21 protein-coding genes are annotated in these 23940 nt (G+C 72.3%); 10 read left to right on the top strand and 11 right to left on the bottom strand.

Annotated elements, in window-relative coordinates:
* Positions 1-200: 200 nt before the first annotated feature.
* On the top strand, positions 201-1400 hold the full coding sequence (locus tag ABD350_RS12760; protein ID WP_344348067.1) for an acyl-CoA dehydrogenase family protein: 1200 nt from the start codon (positions 201-203) through the stop codon (positions 1398-1400).
* Between the two features lie 163 nt (positions 1401-1563).
* Complete coding sequence (locus ABD350_RS12755; protein ID WP_344348066.1) at positions 1564-2769, top strand: CaiB/BaiF CoA transferase family protein; 1206 nt, start codon at positions 1564-1566, stop codon at positions 2767-2769.
* Positions 2770-2782: 13 nt separating this feature from the next.
* On the opposite strand, the gene ABD350_RS12750 is transcribed toward ABD350_RS12755, so the two are convergent.
* The 4 genes from ABD350_RS12750 to ABD350_RS12735 all read right to left on the bottom strand — a co-directional run bounded on the left by ABD350_RS12750 (position 2783) and on the right by ABD350_RS12735 (position 7583).
* Positions 2783-3811, bottom strand: coding sequence for a LysR family transcriptional regulator (locus ABD350_RS12750; RefSeq protein WP_344348065.1), 1029 nt, complete (start codon positions 3809-3811; stop codon positions 2783-2785).
* Positions 3801-4709: a LysR family transcriptional regulator gene (locus ABD350_RS12745; RefSeq protein ID WP_344348064.1), complete on the bottom strand. Its 909-nt coding sequence runs from the start codon at positions 4707-4709 to the stop codon at positions 3801-3803. Before ABD350_RS12745 ends, ABD350_RS12750 begins: the two co-directional genes overlap by 11 nt.
* Positions 4710-4756: 47 nt before the next feature.
* Positions 4757-5713: a GlxA family transcriptional regulator gene (locus ABD350_RS12740; RefSeq protein WP_344348063.1), complete on the bottom strand. Its 957-nt coding sequence runs from the start codon at positions 5711-5713 to the stop codon at positions 4757-4759.
* A gap of 280 nt (positions 5714-5993) precedes the next feature.
* Complete coding sequence (locus ABD350_RS12735) at positions 5994-7583, bottom strand: MFS transporter (RefSeq protein WP_344348062.1); 1590 nt, start codon at positions 7581-7583, stop codon at positions 5994-5996.
* Between the two features lie 844 nt (positions 7584-8427).
* On the opposite strand from ABD350_RS12735, the gene ABD350_RS12730 reads away from it, so the two are divergent.
* Positions 8428-8982 (top strand): DoxX family protein, encoded by a 555-nt coding sequence (locus ABD350_RS12730; RefSeq protein ID WP_344348061.1) that lies wholly within the window; start codon positions 8428-8430, stop codon positions 8980-8982.
* 104 nt (positions 8983-9086) lie between these two features.
* On the opposite strand, the gene ABD350_RS12725 is transcribed toward ABD350_RS12730, so the two are convergent.
* Together ABD350_RS12725 and ABD350_RS12720 are read right to left on the bottom strand one after the other, a co-directional pair.
* Positions 9087-9512, bottom strand: coding sequence for a glutaredoxin domain-containing protein (locus ABD350_RS12725; RefSeq protein ID WP_344348060.1), 426 nt, complete (start codon positions 9510-9512; stop codon positions 9087-9089).
* Between the two features lie 168 nt (positions 9513-9680).
* A complete protein-coding gene (locus tag ABD350_RS12720; protein WP_344348059.1) occupies positions 9681-11186 on the bottom strand; it encodes an MFS transporter in 1506 nt (501 codons plus the stop codon).
* 121 nt (positions 11187-11307) lie between these two features.
* On the opposite strand from ABD350_RS12720, the gene ABD350_RS12715 reads away from it, so the two are divergent.
* Complete coding sequence (locus tag ABD350_RS12715) at positions 11308-11928, top strand: TetR/AcrR family transcriptional regulator (protein WP_344348058.1); 621 nt, start codon at positions 11308-11310, stop codon at positions 11926-11928.
* Positions 11929-12096: 168 nt separating this feature from the next.
* Here ABD350_RS12715 and ABD350_RS12710 read toward each other — a convergent pair whose 3' ends face one another.
* On the bottom strand, positions 12097-12537 hold the full coding sequence (locus ABD350_RS12710) for a MarR family winged helix-turn-helix transcriptional regulator (protein ID WP_344348057.1): 441 nt from the start codon (positions 12535-12537) through the stop codon (positions 12097-12099).
* An 88-nt stretch (positions 12538-12625) separates the two neighbouring features.
* On the opposite strand from ABD350_RS12710, the gene ABD350_RS12705 reads away from it, so the two are divergent.
* Positions 12626-13036: a nuclear transport factor 2 family protein gene (locus ABD350_RS12705; RefSeq protein WP_344348056.1), complete on the top strand. Its 411-nt coding sequence runs from the start codon at positions 12626-12628 to the stop codon at positions 13034-13036.
* Positions 13037-13357: 321 nt separating this feature from the next.
* Positions 13358-14662 carry a phosphatase PAP2 family protein gene (locus ABD350_RS12700; RefSeq protein WP_344348268.1) on the top strand — a complete coding sequence of 435 codons (1305 nt, stop codon included), beginning with the start codon at positions 13358-13360 and terminating at the stop codon, positions 14660-14662.
* Between the two features lie 75 nt (positions 14663-14737).
* Here the strand turns inward: ABD350_RS12700 and ABD350_RS12695 are convergent, their stop codons facing one another.
* Together ABD350_RS12695 and ABD350_RS12690 are read right to left on the bottom strand one after the other, a co-directional pair.
* A complete protein-coding gene (locus tag ABD350_RS12695) occupies positions 14738-14941 on the bottom strand; it encodes a hypothetical protein (protein ID WP_344348055.1) in 204 nt (67 codons plus the stop codon).
* A 5-nt stretch (positions 14942-14946) separates the two neighbouring features.
* The gene (locus ABD350_RS12690) at positions 14947-16425 is read right to left on the bottom strand and encodes an alpha/beta hydrolase (RefSeq protein ID WP_344348054.1); all 1479 of its coding nucleotides are present in this window, start codon (positions 16423-16425) and stop codon (positions 14947-14949) included.
* A 66-nt stretch (positions 16426-16491) separates the two neighbouring features.
* Here ABD350_RS12690 and ABD350_RS12685 point away from each other — a divergent pair, with 66 nt between their 5' ends.
* Complete coding sequence (locus ABD350_RS12685; RefSeq protein ID WP_344348053.1) at positions 16492-17409, top strand: MerR family transcriptional regulator; 918 nt, start codon at positions 16492-16494, stop codon at positions 17407-17409.
* A gap of 21 nt (positions 17410-17430) precedes the next feature.
* Here the strand turns inward: ABD350_RS12685 and ABD350_RS12680 are convergent, their stop codons facing one another.
* Together ABD350_RS12680 and yicI are read right to left on the bottom strand one after the other, a co-directional pair.
* A complete protein-coding gene (locus ABD350_RS12680) occupies positions 17431-18009 on the bottom strand; it encodes a GNAT family N-acetyltransferase (RefSeq protein ID WP_344348052.1) in 579 nt (192 codons plus the stop codon).
* A gap of 103 nt (positions 18010-18112) precedes the next feature.
* Positions 18113-20386, bottom strand: coding sequence for an alpha-xylosidase (gene yicI, locus ABD350_RS12675; protein WP_344348051.1), 2274 nt, complete (start codon positions 20384-20386; stop codon positions 18113-18115).
* Positions 20387-20670: 284 nt separating this feature from the next.
* On the opposite strand from yicI, the gene ABD350_RS12670 reads away from it, so the two are divergent.
* The 3 genes from ABD350_RS12670 to ABD350_RS12660 are packed head-to-tail and all read left to right on the top strand — an operon-like array spanning position 20671 to position 23705.
* A complete protein-coding gene (locus ABD350_RS12670; protein WP_344348050.1) occupies positions 20671-21924 on the top strand; it encodes an ABC transporter substrate-binding protein in 1254 nt (417 codons plus the stop codon).
* Positions 21921-22865: a carbohydrate ABC transporter permease gene (locus ABD350_RS12665; RefSeq protein ID WP_344348048.1), complete on the top strand. Its 945-nt coding sequence runs from the start codon at positions 21921-21923 to the stop codon at positions 22863-22865. Before ABD350_RS12670 ends, ABD350_RS12665 begins: the two co-directional genes overlap by 4 nt.
* 6 nt (positions 22866-22871) lie before the next feature.
* Entirely contained in the window at positions 22872-23705 is an 834-nt protein-coding gene (locus ABD350_RS12660; protein WP_344348047.1) for a carbohydrate ABC transporter permease, read from the top strand.
* The last annotated feature ends 235 nt before the right edge of the window (positions 23706-23940 follow it).

The following is a 23940-nucleotide window of genomic DNA, read 5'->3' as shown; positions in this document are numbered from 1 at the left end:
CCGGACATTTCATCCCATTCTGCTGTGATGTACGCCGGGGCGCTCGGCGCGAGCGAGCCATTGGGAAGTCCTTGGATCCTGGTCGAATTTTCGTCTTTGACCTATGCCGTGCCTCGGACGTGCACTGGAAGAGCGGCCACCCGGTATCCGGGGAACCCGGGACCGGTGCCCCGCATGGTTTCCGACAGGGAAGGGCGATCATGGCCTCGCAGCACAAGAAGATGGATCCGTTCGCCGTCGAGGGCGACTTCTTCCGGATCAAGGACCTGCTCGAACCCGAGGAACGGCAGACGCTGGAGCGCATCCGTTCCTTCCTCGCCGACAAGGTGGAACCCTCCGCCGGCGAGCTGTGGGCCGGGGCGGAATCCCCCCTGCAACTGGTGGACGCGATCCGTGACCTGGGCATCACCGGCATCCCCGGCGACGCTCCCGGCATCACCGCGCGCAGCCCGCTGCTGAGCGGCCTCATCAGCATGGAGATGGCCCGCACCGACCCGTCGTTCGCCACCTTCTACGGTGTGCACAGCGGGCTGGGCATGGGCTCCATCCGCGAGTGCGGCTCCGACGAACAGCGGCAGCGCTGGCTGCCGCAGATGGTCGAGTGGCGCAAGATCGGCGCGTTCGGCCTGACCGAGCCGCTGGTCGGTTCCGGTACCGCACGCGGCCTGCTGACCACGGCCCGCCGTGACGGCGGCGACTGGGTGCTCAACGGCGAGAAGAGGTGGATCGGCAACGGCACGTTCGCCGACCTGGTGGTGATCTGGGCGCGCGACGAGGCGGACGGGCAGGTCAAGGGCTTCGTGGTGGAGAAGGGCACCCCCGGCTTCACCGCCCGCAAGCTGGAGGGAAAGATCGCCCTGCGCGGCGTGCAGAACGCCCACATCGTCCTGGACGACGTCCGGGTACCGGAGGAGAACCGCCTCCAGCGGGCCGAGTCCTTCCGCGACACCGCACGCGTCCTCAAGGTCACCCGGGGCGGCGTGGCCTGGCAGGCCATCGGCTGCTCGATCGGCGCCTACGAGGCGGCCCGCGCCTACGCGGTGGAGCGCGAGCAGTTCGGCAAGCCGATCGCGAGCTTCCAGCTCATCCAGGACCTGCTGTCCCGCATGCTCGGCAACATCACCGCCTCCCAGACGATGGCGGTGCGGATGGCCCAGCTGCACGCCGAGGACGCGCTGAGCGAGGCCCAGGCGGCCATGGCCAAGATGTTCTGCACCACGCGTATGCGGGAAACCGTCGCCTGGGCCCGTGAGGTGTTCGGCGGCAACGGCATCCTGCTGGAGTACAAGGCGGCCCGCTTCTTCGCCGACGCCGAGGCCCTCTACTCCTACGAGGGCACCCGCGACATGAACTCCCTCATCGTCGGCCGGGCGGCCACCGGCATCAGCGCCTTCGTCTGAGCCCCGAGCCCCGAGCCTTGAACCCTGAGTCCTAAGTCCCGAGCCCCGACCCCGAGCTGTGAGCCCCGGGCCCGAGCTCCCCGAGCCGTGAGTTCCTCACCTCACCGCACACCTCCCGCATTCCGCACAGGGATGAGTCATTCCACAAGGGGATGAGACGTTCATGAGCCACTCCACCCCGGCATCCGGCACCCGCCCCCTCGACGGCCTGCGCGTCATCGACCTGGCCAGCGTCATCATGGGGCCGTACGCCTGCCAGATCCTCGGCGACCTCGGTGCCGACGTCATCAAGATCGAATCGCCCGCCGGTGACGTGATGCGCCACGTGCACCGGCGGGACGCCGACACCATCGGGGCGCTGGCACTCAACATCAACCGCAACAAGCGCAGCGTCCGCCTGGACCTGAAGACACCCGAGGGCAAAGAGGCCGCGCTCGCGCTCATCGGCACGGCCGACGCGCTGATCACCAACATGCGCCCACGGGCCCTGCGCAAGCTGGGCCTCACCTACGACGACCTGGCCGAGAGCAACCCGCGCCTGGTCTACTGCAACGCCCAGGGCTTCCGCTCCGACTCGCCGGCCGCCGACTACGCCGCCTACGACGAGGTCATCCAAGCCGCCTCCGGCATGGTCGACCTGATGCGCCGGGTCACCGGCCAGCCCTACTACGTACCCACGGCCATGGCCGACAAGGTCTGCGGCATGACCATCGCCTACGCCGTGCTCGCCGCCCTGCTGGGCCGGGAACGCACCGGCAAGGGCCAGCACGTCGAGGTGCCGATGGCGGACACGATGTTCGCCTTCACCCTGGTCGAGCACATCGGCGGCCAGGCGTACGAGCCACCGGCGGGCCCCGTCGGCTTCCCGCGCTCCCTGGAACCGGGGCACGCGGCGTTCCCCACCAAGGACGGATACGCCTGCGTCCTGCCGTACACCTACCGTGACGCCGAGGCCTTCTTCGCGTTCGTCGGGCATCCCGAGGCGCTGGAGGGCTTCACCCCCGAGAACTTCCAGTCGAGGATTGGCCGGCTGTACGAGCTGCTCGCCCAGTACACGGACGGACACACCACCGCGGAGTGGGAGGAGTTCTGCTCCCGGCACTCCATCCCGTTCGCCCCGGTCATGAACCTCGACCACGCCGGGGAGCACCCCTACTGGGCCGACGGGCACATGCTCGACGTGCAGCGGCATCCGCACGTCGGCGCCTACCGGGTGATCGGCGACCCCGTCCGCTACTCCGGCTCGCCCTCCGGGGTACGGCGGCCCTGCCCGGAACTCGGCGAGGACACCGCCTCCGTCCTGGCCGAGATCGGTTACACCCCCGAGCAGGTGGCCGCGGTGACCGGCGGGGCCGACGCGGAGCGGTGAGGGGGAGGCGTACTCACGCGGCCGGGCCCGGACCGTCGGCGGATCGTGCCGCGCACGTCTCCCGCAGGATGTCCAGGAACACCCGGCAGGCCGGGGACAGGGGCTCCCGGCGGCGTGCCACCCCGAACGGAGCGCGCACGGGCGGGCCGAGGGGGCGTACGACCCCGCCCCGCTCCGCGATGCGCTCGGCGTACCAGCGGTCCACCAGAGCCGCGCCCGCACCGGTCAGCACCAGCGGCACGACCGAACCCAGATGCGGGGTCACGACACCGGCCCAGGAGTGCGCCGCCTCAGCCGGCTTCCGGCCGTCCTCCTCGTGCCCGCTGCCCTCCTCGTGCCCGCCCTCCCGGAGCCCGCTGCCCTCCTCGTGTCCGGCGCCGGCCAGAGCCCGGCGGATCGCGTGCCGGGCGGAGCCGCCGTGCAGGACCGCCACCAGCGGCATGGCGCTCACCTCGGCCGGCGACACCGGTCCCGGTGCGATGGCGGTGCCCGGCGCCATGGCCAGCCAGATGTCGTGGTGGCCCAGCTCCTCCGTCACCAGGGCCGGAGCCGGAGGCAAGGGCAGTGAGACCACGGCCAGTTCATGGCGCCCGTCGGTGAGCGCGTACACCAGCTCCGCGTCCCCGGGCGCGTCCTCCACCAGCACGCCGACCCCCGGGTAGGCCCGGCGGAAGCTGCCCACCGCCCGCGCCAGCGGGTCGGCCGTCACCGAGGCGTGCGCCACCAGCTCCAGGCGCCCGGCGCGCAGCGACGCCACGTCCGAGACCGCGCGGCCGGCCGCCCGGCGCGCCGCCAGGAGCCGCCGGGCCGGTTCCACCAGGGCCAGGCCCGCCGGGGTCGGGACGACACCGCGCGGCGTCCGCTCGAACAGCTCGGCGCCCGCCTGCCGTTCGATCGCCCGCATGGTCTGCGACAGGGACGGCTGGGCCACGTGCAGCCGCCGCGCCGCCGCGGTGATACCACCGCTGTCGACCACGGCCAGGAAGTACTCGGCCTGCCGCAGACCGGTGAACGGCGCGCCCCGGCCCGGTTCACCCGCCAAAGGACGCACCAGCCGCGTGCCCCGCGCCCTCCGGTGCCACCGCCAGATCGGCCAGCGCCCGGGCGGCCGGGGACAGTTGCCCGGGCACATACGCCAGACCGTACCGCTGGCGCAGCGGCGGATCGAGCCGGCGGACCCGCGCGCCCTGCCCGGCGGCCCACCGCGCCACCTTCCCGGCGAGGAAGGACATGCCGGCACCGGCCAGCACCAGGGGAATCACCATCTCCCGGTGCGCCACCTCGACCGTGACCCGCAGACGCACCCCGTGGGCCGTCAGATGGTCCACCAGCAGGGCGCGCTGGCGGCTGTGACCGGTGACCCCCACCGTTTCCCGGCCGGCCAGCCACCGGACCGGCAAAGGGTCGGGAGGGGGTGGTTCGTCGGGCGGGAAGACGGCCATGATCTCGTGTTCGCCCAGCGCGCGCACCACGATGCCGTCCGCGTCGACGGGCAGATAGGTCAGGCCCACCTCGGCCCGGCCGTCCGCCAGTATGCCGCGCACCTCCGCGTCGTGGTCGGTGACCTGGACGCGCACCCGTACCTCGGGATGCAGCCCGCGGAACCGCCCGAGGAGCGGGGCGCAGGGATCGACGGCCAGCACCGGCGTGGTGACGAGGTCCAGTTCCCCGGCCGGCCTGCCGTCCAGCCGGCCGATCGCCTCGCCCGTCCGGCGCAACTCGCGCAGCAGCAGCCGCGCATGGGGCACGAACGCCTGCCCCGCGGGCGTGAGCACGGCCCCCCGCCGCACCCGGCGCACCAGCGCCGCGCCCATCTCCTTCTCCAGGGTGCCCAGAGCCTGCGACAGCGACGGCTGGCTCACCCCGGCGGCCACCGCCGCGTGACCGAGGCTGCCGTGCTCGGCGACCGCGAGAAAGTACTCCAGCTGCTGACGGTTCACGCTCCGCACCGTACCCGGACCGGCACGTGATCCCGGCCGCCCGCCGGCTAGTCCCGCCGGAAGAAGGTGCGCCGGTATTCGGTCGGGGTGGTGCCGAGGATGCGCTGGAAGTGGGTGCGCAGGTTCGCGCCGGTGCCCAGACCGACGTCGGCGGCGATCTGCTCGACACCGCGTTCCGTGCGCTCCAGCAGTTCGCGGGCCAGGTCGATGCGGGCCCGCATGACCCACTGCATCGGTGTGTACCCCGTGTCCTCGACGAACCGGCGGGACAGCGTGCGCGGCGAGACCGCCGCGTGCCGGGCGAGCGCCTTGAGGGTGAGGGGTTCGCCGAGCCGGTGCAGCGCCCACTCCCGGGTGGCGGCGAACCGCTCGCCGAGCGGCTCGGGCAGGCTGCGCGGCACATACTGCGCCTGGCCGCCGCTGCGGTAGGGGGCCGCGACCAGGCGCCGGGCCGCGTGGTTCGAGGCGGCCACCCCGAGGTCGGTGCGCAGGATGTGCAGGCACAGGTCGATGCCCGAGGCGGCGCCGGCCGACGTCAGCACACTGCCCTCGTCGACGAAGAGGACGTTCTCGTCGACCCGGACCAGCGGATGCTTCGCCTTCAGCGCCCGGGAGTAGTGCCAGTGGGTCGTGGCACGCCTGCCGTCGAGCAGGCCCGTGGCGGCGAGCGCGAAGGCGCCCGTCGAGATGGCGGCGAGCCGCGCGCCCCGGGCGTGGGCGGCGAGCAGCGCCCGGACCACGGCGGCCGGCGGGTCCTCGCGGTCCGGGAACCGGTAGCCGGGTATGAAGACGATCTCGGCCCACTCCAGCGCGTCGAGGCCGTGGGCGACGTGGTACGACAGGCCGTCACCGCCGGTCACCAGCCCGGGCGCGGCGCCGCACACCCGCACCTCGTACGGCATGCTCGCCCGGGTCGTGAACACCTGGGCGGGGATGCCGACATCGAGCGGCTTGGCACCCTCCAGCACGAGGACGGTGGCACGACGCATTCGGGAGGACGACACGGCAACAGGGTACGATCCGCCGCCTCGGCGGGAGCGGGAGGTCCGTCCGGAGTGGAGTTCGCCGTGGCCGCTGGGGAGTTCACCGGTACGGGCGCGGGCGCGGGCGTGGAACGGGGGCCGGAGCGGCCGGTCCGTGCCAGGAACGCCCACGAGCGCGCCGGTGGCGATCCAGCCGGGCCTGCCCATGTTCGGCGGATTGACCGCCGCCGTCGGAGCGGCGGTGGCCCCGACACCCCCGCCCCGCATCCTGCGGGAGCGCTCGGCCCGGTGCCCGCGCGGGCTACGCCGCCGGCCGCATCAGCTTGCCCGGCTCGTCGGCCGGGGCCGCCGCCGGGGTGCGGACCATCACGTAGATGCACACCGCCACCACGGCCGTGCCCACGGCCCCCGTGTACAACGCCGCGTGCAGACCGTCGAGGAACGCGACATGGAACCAGCGGCGCACCGCACCGGCGCCCGGGCCCGCGAGCGCCGCCGCCGGCCCGTGGGCCAGGGCGCGGTCGGCCAGCGCGCCCGCCCGGTCCGCCGGGAGGACGGCCTCCGCCTGACGCAGGAACGAGTCCCTCATCCAGGAATTGAGCACCGCCCCGAGCGCCGCCACACCGGTCACACCGCCGAGTTCGCGCAGCATCTCGGCGATCGCGGTGGCCATGCCGGCCTGTCGGCCGCGTACCCGCTGCACGACGATGACGTTGATCGGTACGAAGGTCAGGCTCACGCACACCCCGATCACCGGCAGGACCCAGCAGTACTCGGCGTAGCGCGCGTGCTCCCCGTAGGAGGCGAGCCCCGCCAGCGCGAGCGGACACAGCGTGACGCCGACCAGCAGCGGCCGGAAGGCGCTCCAGCGCGCGGACAGCCTTCCCGCGAGGGGGCCCGTGACCACGATGAACGCGGACGCCAGCAGGAAGACGAGGCCGGCTCCGGCCGGCGACCAGCCGAGGATGTACTGGAGGTACAGCGACAGGAAGAAGATCGCTCCGAACAGGGCCAGACTCGTGGAGAAACCGGCCAGCGCGGCCACCGCGCAGAGCCGGTCGCGGAAGAAGGACAGATCGATCATCGGCTCGGCGGCACGCGCCTCCACGGCCAGCAGGGCGGGCAGGGCCAGCCCGGCCGCGGTGAAAGCGGCCAGGACGGCGGGGTCGGTCCAGCCTTCCGACGGCCCCTGGATGAGCGCGAAGATCAGCCCGCCGACACCGAGGGCCGCCAGCGCCTGTCCGGGCAGGTCCCAGGAACGGCTGCGGCACGGCGGCGCGTACGGCAGGACGTAGGCGCCGAAGACCAGGAGGCCCACGCCGATCGGCACGTTGATGAACAGCACGCTCTGCCAGCCGAACCGCTCCACGAGCGGACCGCCGATCACCGGGCCCAGGGCGAGCCCCAGGCCGGACGCGGCACCGCGCAGCCCCAGCGCCCTGGCCCGGGTGGCGTCCTCGGGGAAGACCTGCCGCAGCAGCGCCGCGCTGGACGGCAGCAGGGCCGCGCCTCCCGCGCCCTGGACGATGCGGCCGGTGACGAGCATGGACCAGCTGTCCGCCGTCGCCCCGAGCGCCGAGCCAAGGGTGAACGCGGCCAGTCCGGCTAGGAACAGCCGGCGCCGCCCCAGCCGCTCGCCGACGATGCTGCCCGGCAGCAGGAAAGCCGCCAGGATCAGCGTGTACGAGGCCACGACCCACTCCAGGCCGCCGACACCCACGGCCAGGTCCCTGCCGATGTCCGGCAGCGCGTTGTTCATGGCGAGGTTGTCGAGCATGACCATGAAGACGGCCACGGACTCGACGACGAGGACGGCTCCGGGGCGGCGGCGCCGGTTTCCGGGCAGGGCGGGGGCGGCGGGCGAGGGCGGGCCGGTACGCGGCAGTGACATGGCGTCGTCCAGAGGGGGGAGGGGGTACGGGGGCGGGGGTGCGGGCCGATGTGTCGGGCCAGGCGGATTCGGGGCGGCGGATCCGGTGGGCGGATCGGGTCAGGGTGTCCGGTTCGGGAGTGTCCGGTCGGCGGAGTCGTTCGGCGGGGAGCCGCGGTTCCCGGTCGAGAGCCTGGTCGGGATGGTCGGGACGGCGGTGGCAGAGGTCGCGGGGAAGGGAGGCCTGCCCCTGTCACCGGGCCTGTGCGGCCCCGGCCGGCAGGAGATCCGGTCGGCGGGCAGCGCGTGGTCCGGACCCGCCACCCCATGCGGCTTCGCGAGCAAGAGCGAGGGAGTCGCCGGGCCCCTCCCGCCGGGCGCGGTAGGCGAGTTCCGGATACCGTCCGGGGAATTCCGCGCCCATACCGGGCTGGTGGGCTCTTGGCCCGGGGGAAAGGACTGCGATCACCTGGCAAAAGGTACGCGTTCGCCGCCGGGTCGCAGGCCGATGCCGGTGAAGATCACTGACAGAGGTGAGGCGCGCGCTCTCGGCGGGCAACATGCGGATGATCGGACAATCAGCCGCATTAGGTGGTGTGTTGATCGTGAATGATCGGGCCGTGCGTCGTACGGAACGAACACGAGCACGGCTGTGACGACGCCCCTGTTCTTCCGGCGGGATTCTTCCGGCGGAATCCTCCGGGGCCGGTCGATGTGCGCGGTCACCGGGGTTGCGGAAGGATCGATAGGGGCGGCCCGCACCCCGCGACCGAAACGCGGGCCGTACGCCGCCGGCCGGTCAGCCGGTGCCCCACCTGCCGACATGCGACACCTCTTGTTCGTGCGTCCGTACCGGAGCACTCAGATGACCAAACGCGACACGGGCCGGTCCTCGGCGGCCACGCGACCGGCCGCACGGCGGATCCTCGCCCCCGGGGGCACCGCCGGTGACTGGGGGCTGCTCCTCCTCAGACTGACCTTCGGACTCGTCATGGCCGGCCACGGCGCCCAGAAACTGTTCGGCCTGTTCGGCGGGCCGGGGCTGACGGCCACCGGCAAGGGATTCGCCGACCTCGGCTACCACCCGGGGAAACTGTTCGCGGTGATCGCCGGACTCTCCGAGTTCCTCGGCGGCCTCGGTCTGGCCGTCGGACTGTTCACCCCGCTCGCGGCCGCCGCGCTGGTCGGAGTGATGATCAACGCCATGGCGACGGTGACCGGGGCGCACGGCCTGTGGGAATCGGACGGCGGCGTCGAGTACAACGTGGGCATCGCCGTCGTCGCCCTGGCCGTGGCCGCGACCGGCCCGGGCCGGCTGGCGCTCGACCGCTTCTTCCCCTGGCGCGCCGGCGGCTGGCCCGAAGCCGGCGTCGCCCTGGTACTGGGAGGCCTCGGCGCCGCGATCACCCTGAGCCTGTGAAGCCCGGCGGCGGGCGGCCGCTCCCGGACCCGTCCACGGCCTGACCGAGGCCGACGCACACGGCGTACGCGCACTCCTCCCGAGCCGGCCACCACACCCGCCGATCAGAGCTGGGCGCGCACCCATCGTGGGTCGGGGTTGACGTACGGCCGGCCCGCCACCACCACGGTCGGCACGGTCTCGTCACCGCCGTTGACCGCCCGCACCGCCGCCGCGCCGGCCGGATCACGCCAGATGTCGACCCAGTGCAGCCGACGGGCGTCACGGCCCAGCCGGAACCGCAGGCGCAGGCAGTACTTGCACCCCGCCCGCCAGTAGACGATCGGCCGGCCGTCGACCGCGCCGCGCTCCCGCGCCTCCACCGCACCGACCGGCCGCGGGAACACCAGCGGGGAGTGCATCCCAGCGAGCAGCGCGAACACCAGCCACACCGCGACGGCCGGTCCGACGGACCCGTCCACGGCGCCCACGGCCGCGACGAGCGAGCCGCAGCCGGTGAACAGGAGGGGCAGGAGCCAGGCGCGCATCATGATCACAGACCCTATCGGCAGGGCGAGTTCAGCGGGCCCGACGGAGGACGAACGCCGACGACGGCTTCCGCGCGCCTCCGTTTCGGGGCTCGTGGCGCCCGCGCCCGGGTCATCACCTCCCGAGCCTCCTTCGCAGCAGGTGACCAGGCCGGCGGTCACCGGGGCCGGTCAGGCCGCCTTCGTGGGCTGCCGGGCGGGCTCGGCAGCGAGAGGCGTCGCGGTGGTGTTCCGGCGGGGTGGGGCCAGCGCGGCGAAGATGGCCACCGCGCCGACCGCGCACACGGCGGCCGTTCCGTACAGGGCGAGGTGCAGGGCGTGGGTGAAGCCGTCGGCCAGTGCGGCCGAGCCGCTGCCGGACAGGTCGCCCGCGGCGGCCTTCGCGGCCAGCTCGCGCGATCCGACGCGGGCGTCGATGAGGCTGACCAGGACCGCGCCGTACACGGCGATGACGATGGCTTCGCTGCCGATGCGCATGGTGTTGAGGAACCCGGTGGCCATACCGGCCCGTTCGGGCTCGACGAGGCTCATCGCCGCACCGTCGCCCACGCCGAACGACACTCCGGCGCCCAGCCCGGTCATCAGCAGCGGACCGGCGATCACGGCGATGGAGGCGCCGGGGCCGATCACGGTGAGCCAGGCGTTTCCGCCGGCGAACATCAGCAGGGAGAACGTGATCAGCGCACGGGGGGACACACCCCGGTTGACCAGGCCCCCGGACAGCGGCGGGGCCAGCAGCACCGGCGCGGTCATCAACAGCAGGACCGTTCCGGCGCGTTGGGCGGAGAAGCCGCTCGCCCCCACCAGGTAGGTGGGCAGGTATGTCAGCAGCGTCACGAAGCCGAACGTCGACACCACGGGCACCATGCACAGCGCGAGGAAACGGCGGTCACGCACCAGCGTCAGATCGAGCACGGGGGCCGTGGAACGTGACTGGAGAACGACGAACAGCACCAGCAGACCCGCGCCGGCGACGAGCAGAGCCGCCGTGCCGGGGCTCGTCCAGCCCCATTGCGGGCCCTGGACCGCACCGAGGACGAGCAGCCCGAGACCCGCGACGAACACCAGCGCGCCGGTCGCGTCCAGCCGGGGACGCCGTGGGGCGCGGGACTCGGTGACGAAGCCGACGCCGGTCAGCGCCACGGCGAGCAGGGCCGCGTGCACTCCGAACGTGGCGCGCCAGCCGAGCGTCCCGACCAGCCAGCCCGACAGGGTCGGCCCCGTCGCCAGCCCGATGCCGGCGGCACTGCCGAGGGCCGCGAAGGCACGGGTGCGCGCGGCACCGTCGAAGGCCGTGGCCAGGATCGCGCCACCGCTGGCGAACACGCCCGCCGCGCCGACGCCCGACAGGGCGCGGGCGAGGTCCAGCAGGACGACGCCGGGTGCGACCGCCGTGGCGAGCGAGCCGACGGCGAACACCGCCGCTCCCGTCGCGAAGGCCCGCCGGCGCCCGACCAGGTCGGCCGCGGACCCGGCGACCAGCATGAACGAGGCGAACGTCAGGTTGTAGGCGTTCATGACCCATTGCAGGGGTGCCCCCGCGGTGTGCAGGTCCGCGCCGATGCCGGGCAGCGCGACGGCCGCTCCGGAGATGGACATCGGCACGGTGGCGAAGGCGAGCAGGACCACGGCCAGCGTGATCGCCGGACGTGAGCGGTCCGCGGAAACGGTAGTCACGGGGGGAGGGCTCCTTCAGGAGACGGCAAGAAGCGGCCAACGAACGGCCACTTGGGCGACAGTGCCACTGAGTGGCATTAGCTGTCAAAGGGCAACAGCGTCCGGGTGGTAGACTCATGACGTGAGTGACGATCTGCGCGAACTGCCGCTACGGGAACGGAAGAAGCTGCGCACGCGGCGCGCCCTGGCCGAGACCGCGCTCCGTCTCTTCACCGAACGCGGCTATGACGCCACCACCCTCGACGACCTGTGTGACGCGGTGGAGGTGTCCAAGCGCACCTTCTTCCGGAACTACCGGTCCAAGGAGGACGTGGCGCTCGCCGCCGACAGCGATCTGTGGTCGGCGTATCTGGACCGCGTGGCCGCCGCGCGACTGGACGGCCCGCTCCTTGAAGCGCTCCGAGTGGCCCTCGACGCCACCCTGGAGGCGATGGACGCGGACTGGGAACGCCGGTTCCTGGCCACCCGTGAGCTGTCGGAGTCCGTTCCCGTACTGCAGGCGCACAGCCTGGGGTACTGCCAGGACACCACCCGCGCCATGGTCGAGACACTGGCCGGCCGTTCCGGCGCGGGGGTGGACGACTCCCGCCTCCGTCTTACCGTGGAGATCTTCGTCGCCGCCTGGCGCACGGCGTGCCTGCGCTGGACGGCGCAGGGCGGCGAAGGGGGCCGCGACGGCCTGACGCGGCTCATCGAGCAGACCTTCGCCTTGATCCCCGACGCCCTCACCTGCACCGCCTAGCCTCCGCCGGCCCCTCGGAGGTCGACGGGGGCCCGGGGCGCGACGGAGAATGCGCGCTCCGTCCCGCCCCCGGCCGGGCTGGCGGGCCGGGGGCCTGGAAGCGACACGCCTCCGGCCCGGCCTCGGCGAGGAGGCGCCCCGGCGGCCCTGGACCGGCGCGCCGGGCTGTCACCGCGGCTCGTGCGCGGCGAGGGCGTGGGTGAGCAGGCGGGTCAAGGTCTGCCGCTCCTCCGCCGACAGCGGTTCGAGCAGGTCGTCCTGCACCCGGTCGAGCACCTTGTCCATGCGGCGCAACTGTCGGACGCCGGCGTCGGTGAGGGTCACTTTGTTGCGCCGGCCATGGTCCGGGTCGGGCGTGCGGTCGACGAAGCCCTGCGCGACCAGTTCGTTGACGGCCGCGACGACATCACTGCGGTCGATGCGGCACCGACGGCCCAACTCGGCCTGACTCGCGGGCCCGTGCTCGTGCAGTGCCGCCAGGATGCGGTAGTGGTACCCGCGCGCCCCGACGGTGGTGAAACCGTCGAACACCAGCTTGCGGGCGTGCACGGCCAGTTGGGTGATCAGCCAGCTCGGCCGCACCGTCAGGCGCTCGGGGATCTCTTCCATGGCGACCACTCTAGCCATGTTGGCGGGACCAACACTTGTGGATAGTGTTGGTCCTGCCAACATTGGAGCGACCATCAAAGGAGGCGCCGTGTCCACCGCTGCCCCGGCCGCCGATCGCGTCGAGATCGCCGAACTGTTCGCCCGCCTGGCCCGTCTGCTGGACGAGGGCCGGCACGAGGACGCGCCCACGGTCTACCACCACGACATCACGGTGCGTTCACCGCGCGCCGAGCTGCACGGCCTCGATGAGGTGACCGCCCACCTGAAGCGCAGCCGGGTGGCGGGGGAGAGCACCCAACACGTCCATGGAGACGTGCTGGTGCGGATGGACGGCGACCGGGCGGAGGCCACGGCGAACCAGGTCGTGTACTTCTACCGTGACGGCGAACCGCCCCACCGCACCAGCGGTCTGCGCGTCGCCTGTACGACCGTGCGGACGCCGGCGGGCTGGCGGATCGGCGACATGCGCATCACGCTCGCCTGGACGCGCGAGCGGTGACGTGGTGCGTCGGCTCCGGCGGGTCGACGCGGCTGGCGACCAAGAAGGCCGGCGCGCGCCTTCGTATTTCCCGGGAGGGCGATCTTCGTACCGTATGTAAGAGGCAAACCCCGGCCGCGGCACTCGGCTAACATGATCGAACTCATGACGAGCGTACCCATCGCTCGTCATTCACCGGAAAAGTGTGCTATCCGGCGCGAAGAGTCACCAAAATAGACAACAACTAACAAATCGGCCAGAGAATTGATACCTATACCAACACGGGTACGTACCCGAATAAAGGGCGGAACCGAGGTCGCCCCGTGGCGCCGACCACGGGTGATCCTCTGGACCGCGGCGGGTGTGACGACTCTCGGTTTCCTCGTCGCACTGGAGATCACCGCACGTCATTACGGATTGCGGGGGCCGCTCGCCACCGAAGCGCGAGAGCTGGTATTTCCGCCCAAATCGGGATTCCTGCTGTACGCCAGCATGGGCCTGATGATGGTGGTGCTCACCTGGCGGCAACGACTCGTCGCCGCCGGTGTCGCGGTCGGTATCGACGCCGTGTTCCTGCTGGTGCGCTGGGCGTCCGGCTACGACTTCGACCTGGACGAGGGCCACCCCTTCGGCAACGGCGCGCTGTGGGTGCTCCTGGGCTGCGGGGTCGTCGCCGTCACCCGCCGCACCGGCCAGGAGCGTGCCCTCCTGCTGAAGGGCGTCGGACTGGGCCTGCTGCTCATGGCCGGCCGCAAGACCGGTGACACCTGGCTGCTCATCACGTCCAAGAGCCGGCCGACCGTACTCGACCAGTACGTGGCGACCGCCGACCACGCGCTGGGCAACCCGTCGTGGCTGGTCGGCCGCTTGGTGAACGCCAGCGGCCCGGTCGGCACGCACCTGCTCGACTACGTCTACGCGCAGCTCGCGGTCGCCGCGGTCGTCGTCGCGCTGTACCAGCTGCGCAACGTGGCGGCCGAGCGCCGCTTCCCGCGCCACCACCTGGTGCGCACCTTCCTGGTGATCGGCCTCCTCGGCCCGGGCATCTACATGATCTTCCCCGTGGTCGGGCCGATCTTCGCCTACGGCCCGGGCGCCTCCGGCACCGGCGGCCTGGAGTGGGCGGCGGCCAACCTGTGGCCGCACACGCCGACACCGATCACCACACCGCACCCGATGCTGTACGACGGGATCACCCCCCGCAACTGCATGCCCAGCCTGCACACGGCCTGGGCCACCGCCATTTTCATCCACTCCCGCAAGGGTCCGCGCGTCCTGCGGTACGGGGGCACGTTCTGGCTGATCGCCACGCTCGGCGCGACCCTGGGATTCGGCTACCACTACGGCGCCGACATCGTGGCCGGTGTGGTGTTCACGCTCACGATAGAGGCCGGGCTGCGCTCGCTCGCCCGGGGCTGGGACCGCTCGGGGACCCAACTGGTCGCCCACGGCACGACGGTCTTCGTGGCGCTCCTGCTGGCGTACCGTTATCTGCCGATGGAGATGGCCAAGGCGCCCTGGCTGTTCGGGCCGCTCGTCATCCTGGCGATGCTCTCGGTGATCTACGGCTACCTGCGGACCACCTCGCGGTGGGAACCGAAGCCCGTGCCGGCGCCCCGACCGGAGCCGCAGCCCGAACCGGTGTGAGCCATGGCGCGGCACCGGACGTACGAGCCCGGGGTCGGCACCGGGACCGCGGCGAGGCGACCGCCGCCGGCCGGATCACCGACCCCGGCGGTCGCCGGCTCGGCGCACGACCGTCCAACGCCTCCGCGTCACGATCGCGACGACCGCCCCGACCTCCACGATCAGCGCTCTGAGCCCGCCGAAGAACAGCGGCAGCGGCCACAGCGAGGCGAGCCCGTCCCTCCGCGCGGCCTCGGGGGAGCCCGCGCGGCACAGCCCCCCGACCCGCTCGTCCGACACCGGCGTCAGCTCTCCAGGCGGGAGAGCACCGTACGCATCGCGCGAAGGACCGCCTCACGGGACTCGTCCGTCGGGCCGTGCGACTCGAAGCCGTGGGCGCCGTGCGGTACGTCGACGATCTCCACCGGTGTCCTGGATTCCTGCGCCGCCTCCAGGAACCCCTCGACCGTGGCGGCGATCTGCGGGGTCTCCAGGCCCGCCCGGGTGAGCACGAGCGGCGGCGGCTGCGCCCCGTCGGCCCGCAGCGCCTCGGCCGGACGGAAGCGGGGGGAGACGGCACCCCAGCCGGGCAGCGGGGCCAGGACCGGGTAGGTCAGGGCGACGCAGCGCAGCCACTTCGGCGGGGCGGTGAGCCAGTCGGTGACGAGCAGCCCGGCGCCGGAGAAGAACCACAGGGCGATGCGCTCCGGGTCCACGCGCGGGTCGGCCCGCAGCAGTTCGACGGCCTCGGTCACATCGTCCGCGGCCCGCGGGTAGGCGGCGAGGTTGTGCAGGCGGTGCTCCACGACGGCGCCCACCGCGCCCAGGCTCGCCGCGAGGCGGGCGTAGCCGAGGTAGAACGGCCAGTCGCGGGGCGCCGGGACCACATCGGGCGACACCGGGCCGCCGTGCACGAACAGCACCGCCGGCCGGGGCATCTCTCGCGGTTCCGGCAGGTGCAGGTCCACGCGGCCGGTCCTGACCCGTGGCCGCTCCGGGGGATCCAGCAGGAACGGGCGCAGGGAGGACGGTTCGTCCTCGGGCGGGGTCAGCCTGTGCCCCTCGTCCGCGGCAGCGCGGCACAGGACCTCGGTCAGCTCCCGTGGAGTGGACAGCATCGGCCAGTGACCGGTGGCCAGCTCGAAGAAGCCCACCCGCGGATCGGCCAGCTCGCGCAGCTGCGGCGGGCCGACGCGGACCAGCTCCTGGATCCCCTCGATGGTCGTCCCTCCGGCCGTGCACAGGACCGCGCTGACCGGCACACCGGCCGCCGCGCCGGTCAGCCGCAGCGGCTGGGTCAGCGTGCGCGGCGGCTGGGCGACGGCCCGCTCGCTCAGGAACTCCAGCTGGCCGGCCGTAAGGCCCTCCGTGCTGCCCCAGCGCTGCCAGTCCCGTGGCCCCGGCGGCGGGACGGGCCGCGGGTCGTCGCCGGTACCGAGCAGCTGGTGTACCGCGGGATCCGGGACGAGGGCCAGGGCCGGATCGCCGTGCCGCGGCAGCCCGGCGTCCAGGTGGACGACGCGGGCCACCCGCTCCGGGCGCAGGTCGGCCGCGCCCAGCACCGGGTGGATGGCGTAGTCGTGGCCGACCAGCACCACCTGTGGGGCGTCGAGGGAGTCGATCAGCCGGACCACGTCCTTCACGTGCGTCTCCAGGTCGGCCTCCGGCCGCGTGTCCAGCGACACCGGGTGTGCCCCGGCGCCCTTCCGCCGCAGCCGGCCCACCACCGCATCCCAGATCCGCCCGTCGGTGAACGGGCCGGAGACCAGCACAAACGCAGACATCAGCGCCTCCAGACAAGTAGGTCGTCGCGGGTAACGTAGGAACTCCCCCTGAGGGAGGTTCAACCTGTGTCACCGGACGGCACCCTGAGCATCGGCGACCTGGCCGCGCGGGCCCGCACCACGGTCAAGACCATCCGCTTCTACTCCGACCAGGGCCTGCTGCCCGAAGCGGCCCGCAGCAGCGGCGGCCACCGGCGCTACGGGCCGGACGCCCTGGCCCGGCTGCGGACGATCCGGTCGCTGCGCGCCCTCGACGTCCCCGTCCCCGAGATCAAGCGGGTCCTGGAATCCGGTGAGGGCCCGGAACCGGGCGAGGGCCTGGAAGCCGTGGTGGCACGGCGGTTGGACGAGATCAGTGGTCAACTCGCCGCCCTGCGCTGGCGGGAGGCCGCGCTGCGGGCGCTGCGGGAGAGCGAGCCGGGGCAGTTGGCGGAGCGCCTGGAGCTGATCGGAGCGGTCAGCGTCCCGCCCGACACCTCCGCGATCGCCCACTACTGGCGCCGGCTGCTGCCCACCCGGCTCTCCGCCCGCCTTCGCTCCGCGATCACCGAGGCGGCCGTTCCCCAGCCGCCCGCCGACCCCACCACCGACCAGGTCCTCACCTTCGCCCGCGTGCACGCGCTGGCCACGGCCGCCACCGACCACTGCCTCGCCGCCCACCGGCCCGTCACCGAGAACCACCCGGACCTGCTCTACGACGGCCTGTACGAGGCCCACCAACTGGTGGAGGCCGCCGTACGGGCCGGCCGCGCCCCGGGCCCGGGCGAGGCCCTGGACTGCTATGCCGCCGCCTACGCGCGGGCCGCCGGCACCCGGGACACCCCTGCCTTCCGTCAGGCACTGGCCGCCCGCCTGACCGCGGCGGACCACCCGATGATGCGCCGCTACTGGCATCTGGCGGGGGTCCTCCTCCCCGGCCTCACCCTCGGCGCGGCCGACGCCTGGCTCCGCGAGGCACTGGCCGCGGACACGGCGACGGGCTGAGCCGCCGGACCCGGCCGGGGTTCAGCCCTTCCACTCCCGGGCGAGCATCGCGTAGACGTACTCGCTGCCCCAGCGGTCCCCGTCGAGGTCGTTCTCGACCAGATGGGCCTCGCGGCGCATCCCGAGGCGCTCGCACACCCGCGCCGACGCCGTGTTGAGGACATCGAGCCGGGCGAAGACCCGGTGAGCGTCCAACTGCCCGAAGGCCAGCGAGAGCAGCGCGCCCGCCGCCTCGGTGGCGTAACCCCGGCCGGCGTGGCGGGGGTTGAACACCCAGCCGATCTCCGCCTGCCGCGCGTGCGCGCTGGTGAGCGTGAGGACCACCTCGCCGACGACACCGGGTTCCCCCGCCCGGCACACGGCCAGCAGCAGCGTATCGCCGTCCGTCCGCCAGTCCGTGCCCTCGGCCCGGGCCGCGATGGACTCGGCACAGCCCTCGCGGGTGAGCGGCGGACGGTACAGGTGGCGCGCCACCTCCGGCAGGCGCTGGTAGGCGTACCGGTCCTCGACGTCGGCGGATGTGAACGGCCGCAGCACGAGCCGTTCGGTGGCGACGGGCGCCGTGACGCGCTTCGCGTTGTTCTTCGAGACGGCGGTCATCGTGTCCCCCCATGTACTGCTGCCCGGCCTGCCTGCCGCGACAGACTAGCCGGGCATCGCGTGCCCTTTCCCGCGTATTACCCGGGGCCGGCATCCGGCCCGCTCAGCCCAGGGGTACGACCACCTCGCCCGTGCCGGTCGCGCTCGCGCCGTCGCCCGCGACGCGGACGGTGAACGGGCGGTCGGTGCCGCGCGCGGTGACCCGCAACCCGCTGCCGTCGCGGCGGACGGCGAAGGTGGCGGCGGGGGCACCCGACAGGTCGGGAACCGTGACCTCGGCGGTGTATCCCGGCTCGGCCGTGGGGTGGACCAGCAGGGTGGGGGTGTCCAGCCAGTCGCCGTCCGGGCGGCTGTCGTCGGCCGCCAGCGGAAGTACGGCGCCCTCGCGGACGTACAGCGGCAGGCTGTCGTAGTCGTGCCGCTCGGTGCGCCAGGCCGGGCCGGCGACCCGCTCGCCGGACAGCAGATGCGTCCAGGTGCCCTCGGGCAGATAGACCTCCACCTCGCCGTCCTCCGTGAACACCGGGGCGACCAGTAGATCGGGCCCCAGCATGTACTGGCGGTCCAGCGGGCGGCACGCCGGGTCGTGCGGGAACTCCAGGAGCATCGGGCGCATCACCGGCACGCCGGTGCGGTGGGCCTCGGCCGCGGCACCGTACAGGTAGGGCATGAGCCGGTGTTTGAGCAGCGTGAACCGCCGGGCGACCGCCACCGCCTGCTCGCCGAAGTTCCACGGCACCCGGTACGACGTGGAGCCGTGCAGCCGGCTGTGCGAGGAGAGCAGGCCGAAGGCGAGCCAGCGCTTGAACACCGCCGGGTCGGGGGTGCCCTCGAAGCCGCCGATGTCGTGGCTCCAGAAACCGAAGCCGCTCAGCGACAGGGACAGCCCGCCGCGCAGGGACTCCGCCATGGCCTCGAACGACGCCCAGCAGTCGCCGCCCCAGTGCACCGGGTACTGCTGCCCGCCCGCCGTCGCCGAGCGGGCGAAGAGGACGGCCTCGCCCTCGCCCCGCTCCTTCAGCAGGAGTTCGAAGACGGTCCGGTTGTACAGGTGGGTGTAGTAGTTGTGCATCCGCTCCGGGTCGGAGCCGTCGTGCCAGACGACATCGGTGGGAACGCGCTCGCCGAAGTCGGTCTTGAAGCAGTCCACGCCCTGGTCGAGCAGCGTCTTCAGCTTGGCCTGGAACCAGGCGCGGGCCTCGGGGCTGGTGAAGTCGACCAGGCCCATGCCGGCCTGCCACAGATCCCACTGCCAGATGTCGCCGTCCGGCCGGCGCACCAGATGGCCCAGTGCCGCCGCCTCCTCGAAGAGCGGGGACTTCTGCGCGATGTACGGGTTGATCCACGCGCTGACCCGCAGGCCCTTCTCCTTGAGCCGGACCAGCATGCCCTCCGGGTCGGGGAAGACGGCCGGGTCCCACTGGAAGTCGCACCACTGGTACTCGCGCATCCAGAAGCAGTCGAAGTGGAAGACCGACAGCGGGATGCCGCGCTCGGCCATGCCGTCGACGAAGGACATCACGGTCGCCTCGTCGTAGTCGGTGGTGAACGACGTGGTCAGCCACAGGCCGAAGGACCAGGCGGGCGGCAGCGCCGGACGGCCGGTCAGGGCGGTGTAGCGGGCGAGCACCTCCTTCGGGGTGGGGCCGGCGATCACGTAGTACTCGATGCTCTGGTCCTCGACGCTGAACTGCACCTGCCCGACGGACTCCGAGCCGACCTCGAACGAGACCTTGCCGGGGTGGTTGACGAACACGCCGTAGCCGCGTGAGGAGAGGTAGAAGGGGATGTTCTTGTAGGCCTGTTCGCTGCTGGTGCCGCCGTCCGCCTGCCAGATGTCCACCACCTGGCCGTTCTTCACGAACGGGGTGAAGCGCTCGCCGAGGCCGTAGACCTGCTCGCCCACGCCAAGCGCCAGCTGCGCCAGGACGTGATGGGCGCCGTCGTCGGTGGTGGCGAAGGCGGTGCCCTTGGCGCCCGCCCGCGTCAGCTCCCGGCCGTCCGCGCCGAGGAACGCCAGTGCCCACGGGGCCGCCTCGTCCAGGCGCAGGGTCAGCGGCCCGCTGGTCAGCTCCGTGACCGTGCCGTCGCGGCGCACCACGCCCGCGCCGTCCGGCTCCTCGCCGAGGGCGAAGTCAGGGCCGGGGCGGCGCTTGCCGGCGTGATGGGTGACCCGCACGCCGATGACGCCCTCGGCGGGGGAGAAGCAGTCGACCGTGAGCAGCGGCGCGTTGAGCGTGTCCCCTCTCCGCGTCACCTTCTGCACGGCGGCATATGCGGTGAAGCGCTTCGAAGACAGACGGACATCACGGGGTTGTACGGCATACGCGATCTGCACGCCGTCGCGGACGCGCCAGAAGCCGTTGGTGAACTTCATGTTCTTCCTCGGGGGGAGCTGGAGTGATTCGAGTAGGGCGCGAAGGCGCCGCCCGGCGAGGCGATCGTACACAGAACACTTCGTCGCCGGGCAGGTCCGCGCACCGTTAAATCGCTTCTGAACAGGGAGGATTGTGGATTTCCCGGCGATCGTCACCCGGGGTGCGGGTGAACGGGACGGGTGCCGGGGTCTGGCGCTGCGGCCCATGCATGGCGTATTAGTCATCACCATAAACAAAGGCGTCCGGCGCCGCTGCCGGACGGTACGACAGGCAAGGGCCGTACATGTCGAAGCGCTTCAATAGACGCTCCCGCAGGGCCGTGATACCTCTCGCAGTCGTCTACGCCCTGGTCGCCGGTGCGGCGCTGACCGGCTGCGGCCGGCAGCGCGACGGCTCCGTCTACACCGTGCTGAACTCCTCGACCGACGAGACGTACCACCGCTGGGACGCCGAGGCGATGGCCCGGTGCGGCGAGCGGCTCGGCGTCACCGTCGAGCAGCAGAGCGTCCCGGCGGCCCAGGTGATGACCAAGGCACTGCGCATGGCCTCCTCCAAGTCGCTGCCGGACATCGTGCAGTTCGACGCCTCGGAGATGCCGGTGTTCGCCGAGGCCGGCGGGCTGACCGACCTCAGGACGCTCGGACTGGGCACCGACGGCGTGCCGCGCGGCATCGTCAACTTCGGCTCCTACCAGGGCACGTACTACGGAGCCGCCCGGTCGGTGAACACGCTCGCCCTCTTCTACAACAAGGATCTCCTCCACCAGGCCGGCCTGAAGGTGCCCACCACCTGGGCGGAACTGCGCGAGAGCGCGCGCAAGCTGACCCGGGGCAAGCGCTACGGCCTCGCGCTCAGCGCGGGCGGCGCCGAGGACGGCGTCTTCCAGTTCACGCCGTTCATGTGGTCCAACGGCGGCGACGAGACCCGCCTCGACGGGCCGAGGGTCGTCGAGGCGCTGGACTTCTGGAAGGGCCTGCTGAAGGACGGCTCGCTGTCGAAGTCGACGGTGGGCTGGACGCAGGCCGACGTCAACGACCAGTTCATGGCGGGCAACGCGGCGATGATGATCAACGGCCCGTGGCAGGTCGAGACCCTGAACACCAGGAAGTCCCTGCACTGGGGCCTCGCGCGGATCCCCGTGCCGAGGCCCGGCGCGAAGTCCGTGGCCCCGCTGGGCGGTGCCGTGCTCACCGTCCCGGACACCGGCGACGAGGGGCGGGAACGGATGGCGGGGAAGATCGTCGGCTGCCTGACGAGCGAGCGCGAGCAGCTGACCTACGCCCGCAACAGCTGGATGGTCCCGGCGAACGAGAAGGCCGCCGCCGTCTGGCGCGAACAGGTGCCCCACCTGGACGCGCTGGCCGACCAGGTGGCCGCGGCCCGGTCCCGCACGGCCCGGCTCGGCGCCGGCTGGCCGGGTGTGTCGCTCGCCCTGCAGAGCGCCTTCCAGGCCGCCCTGACCGGCCAGTCCAGCCAGGCCGCCCTCCAGCGCGCCCAGCAGCAAGCCACGAGCGGGAACCGAGGTACGCGCGGATGACCACGCCCACCGTCACCGCGCGCGGCGCGGCGCCCACGGCCGGCGTACCGGCCTCCGCCCGGCCGCGGTACCGGCGCCGGCTGGCCCAGTGGGGGTTTGTCGCCCCCGCCGTGCTGTTCATGCTGCTGTTCTTCGGCTACCCGCTCGTCCGCAACGTCGTGATGAGCTTCCAGCACTACACGCCGAAGACGTTCTTCACCGGGGAGGCGCCCCTCAACGGGTTCGACAACTGGTCGGCGGTCTTCCGGGACGCCCTGTTCGGCAAGGCCCTGTGGCACACGCTCGTCTTCACCGCGGGCTCGCTGCTCGGCCAGTTCTGCGCCGGCCTCGCCCTCGCCGTCTTCTTCACCCGCAGGTTCCCGCTGAACGGCGTCCTGCGGTCGCTGATCCTGCTGCCCTGGCTGGTGCCCATGGTGGTCTCCGGCATCGTGTGGCGACGGATCCTGGACCAGGACACGGGTGTACTGAACTCCTTCATGGACACCGTCGGCCTGGACGGCCACACTCCATGGTTGACCAGTCCGCACATGGCCCTGCTCTCGGTCATTCTGGTCAACATATGGATCGGGATCCCGTTCAACATGGTCATCCTGTACGGCGGTCTCCAGGAAGTCCCCCGTGAGCTGTACGAGGCCGCCGCCCTGGACGGCGCCTCCGCCTGGCGGACCTTCCGCTCCGTCACTCTGCCGACGCTCCGCCCCGTCATCACGGTCGTCCTCGTCCTGGGCTTCATGTCGACGGTCAAGATCCTCGACCTGATCCTGGCCCTCACCGACGGCGGCCCCGCCGACGCCACCCAGACCCTGGGTACGCTCACCTACCAGAACTCCTTCGTACGGCTGGACTTCGGGGCCGGCGCCGTCGTCGGCAACGTACTGATCCTGATCTCCGCGGTCTTCGCGGTGTTCTACCTGCGGGCCAACCGCACCGAGGGGAAGTGACCGGCGATGGCCGCCGAGAACGTGAAGCTGCGTGCGCGCCGGCGCCGTTGGGGCTCCACCGTGGCCGGAGTGCTCGTCCTGGCCGTGATGCTGTTCCCGCTGTACTGGATGCTCGACACCGCGCTCCAGCCCGAGGCCGGGCTGCTGGAGGTCGATCCGGTGCCGCACAGCCTGGACCTGTCCGGTTTTGCCAAGGCGCTCGACGACCAGGGCGGGCATCTGCTGACCTCGCTGCTGGTCTCGCTCGGCGCGGTCGTCATCTGCCTGGCGATCGCGGCCCCGGCCGCCTACGGGCTGGCCCGGTTCCGGCTGCGCGGCACCCGCACCATCGTGTTCGGCACCCTGATCACCCAGATGGTGCCCGGCATCGTCATCGCCAACGCCCTGTACACGTCGTACGTCGATCTGGGCCTGGTCAACTCCTACTTCGGGCTGATGCTCGCGGACGCCTCCCTGGGCATCCCCTTCTCCATTGTGTTGATGCGGTCGTTCATGCAGTCCATACCCGGCGAGGTGATCGAGGCCGCGGAGATGGACGGGGCGGGCCGGCTGCGCACCTTTTTGCGGGTGGTGCTGCCGATGAGCCGCAACTCCCTGATCACCTCGGGGCTGTTCGCCTTCCTGTTCTCGTGGAGCGACTTCATGTTCGCGCTCACCCTCAACACCACCGACGACGTCAAGCCGGTCACGCTGGGTATCTACCAGTACATCGGCGCGCACGTGGGCGACTGGGGCTCGGTGATGGCGGCCTCCGTGCTGTCCGCGGTCCCCGCCGCCGTCCTGCTCGTCCTCGCGCAGAAGTACATCGCCGCCGGCATCACCGGCGGCTCCGTCAAGTGACCCCGTTCGAGGGGTCGCGCCAGGAGGACGGTCGAGGCCCTTCGCGCCGGACACCTACAGCCATACCCCCGGCGCCCGGGGGCCGGGGCGCGCCGCTCCGGCTCGCCGTGGACGACCTGACCTCCCTGCGCTTGGCCTGCTCGGCCGCATCCCGGCCCGCCACGGACGTCTCGTCCCTCCCGCCCCGTACCCGTGCAGCTCGCCGGGCGGGCAGCTCGTGAGAGGAAGCATGCAC

Origin of the sequence: Streptomyces nogalater (assembly GCF_039532885.1) — a bacterium.
Taxonomy (GTDB): Bacteria; Actinomycetota; Actinomycetes; order Streptomycetales; family Streptomycetaceae; genus Streptomyces; species Streptomyces nogalater.
This window is presented reverse-complemented; position numbering and strand designations above follow the sequence as displayed.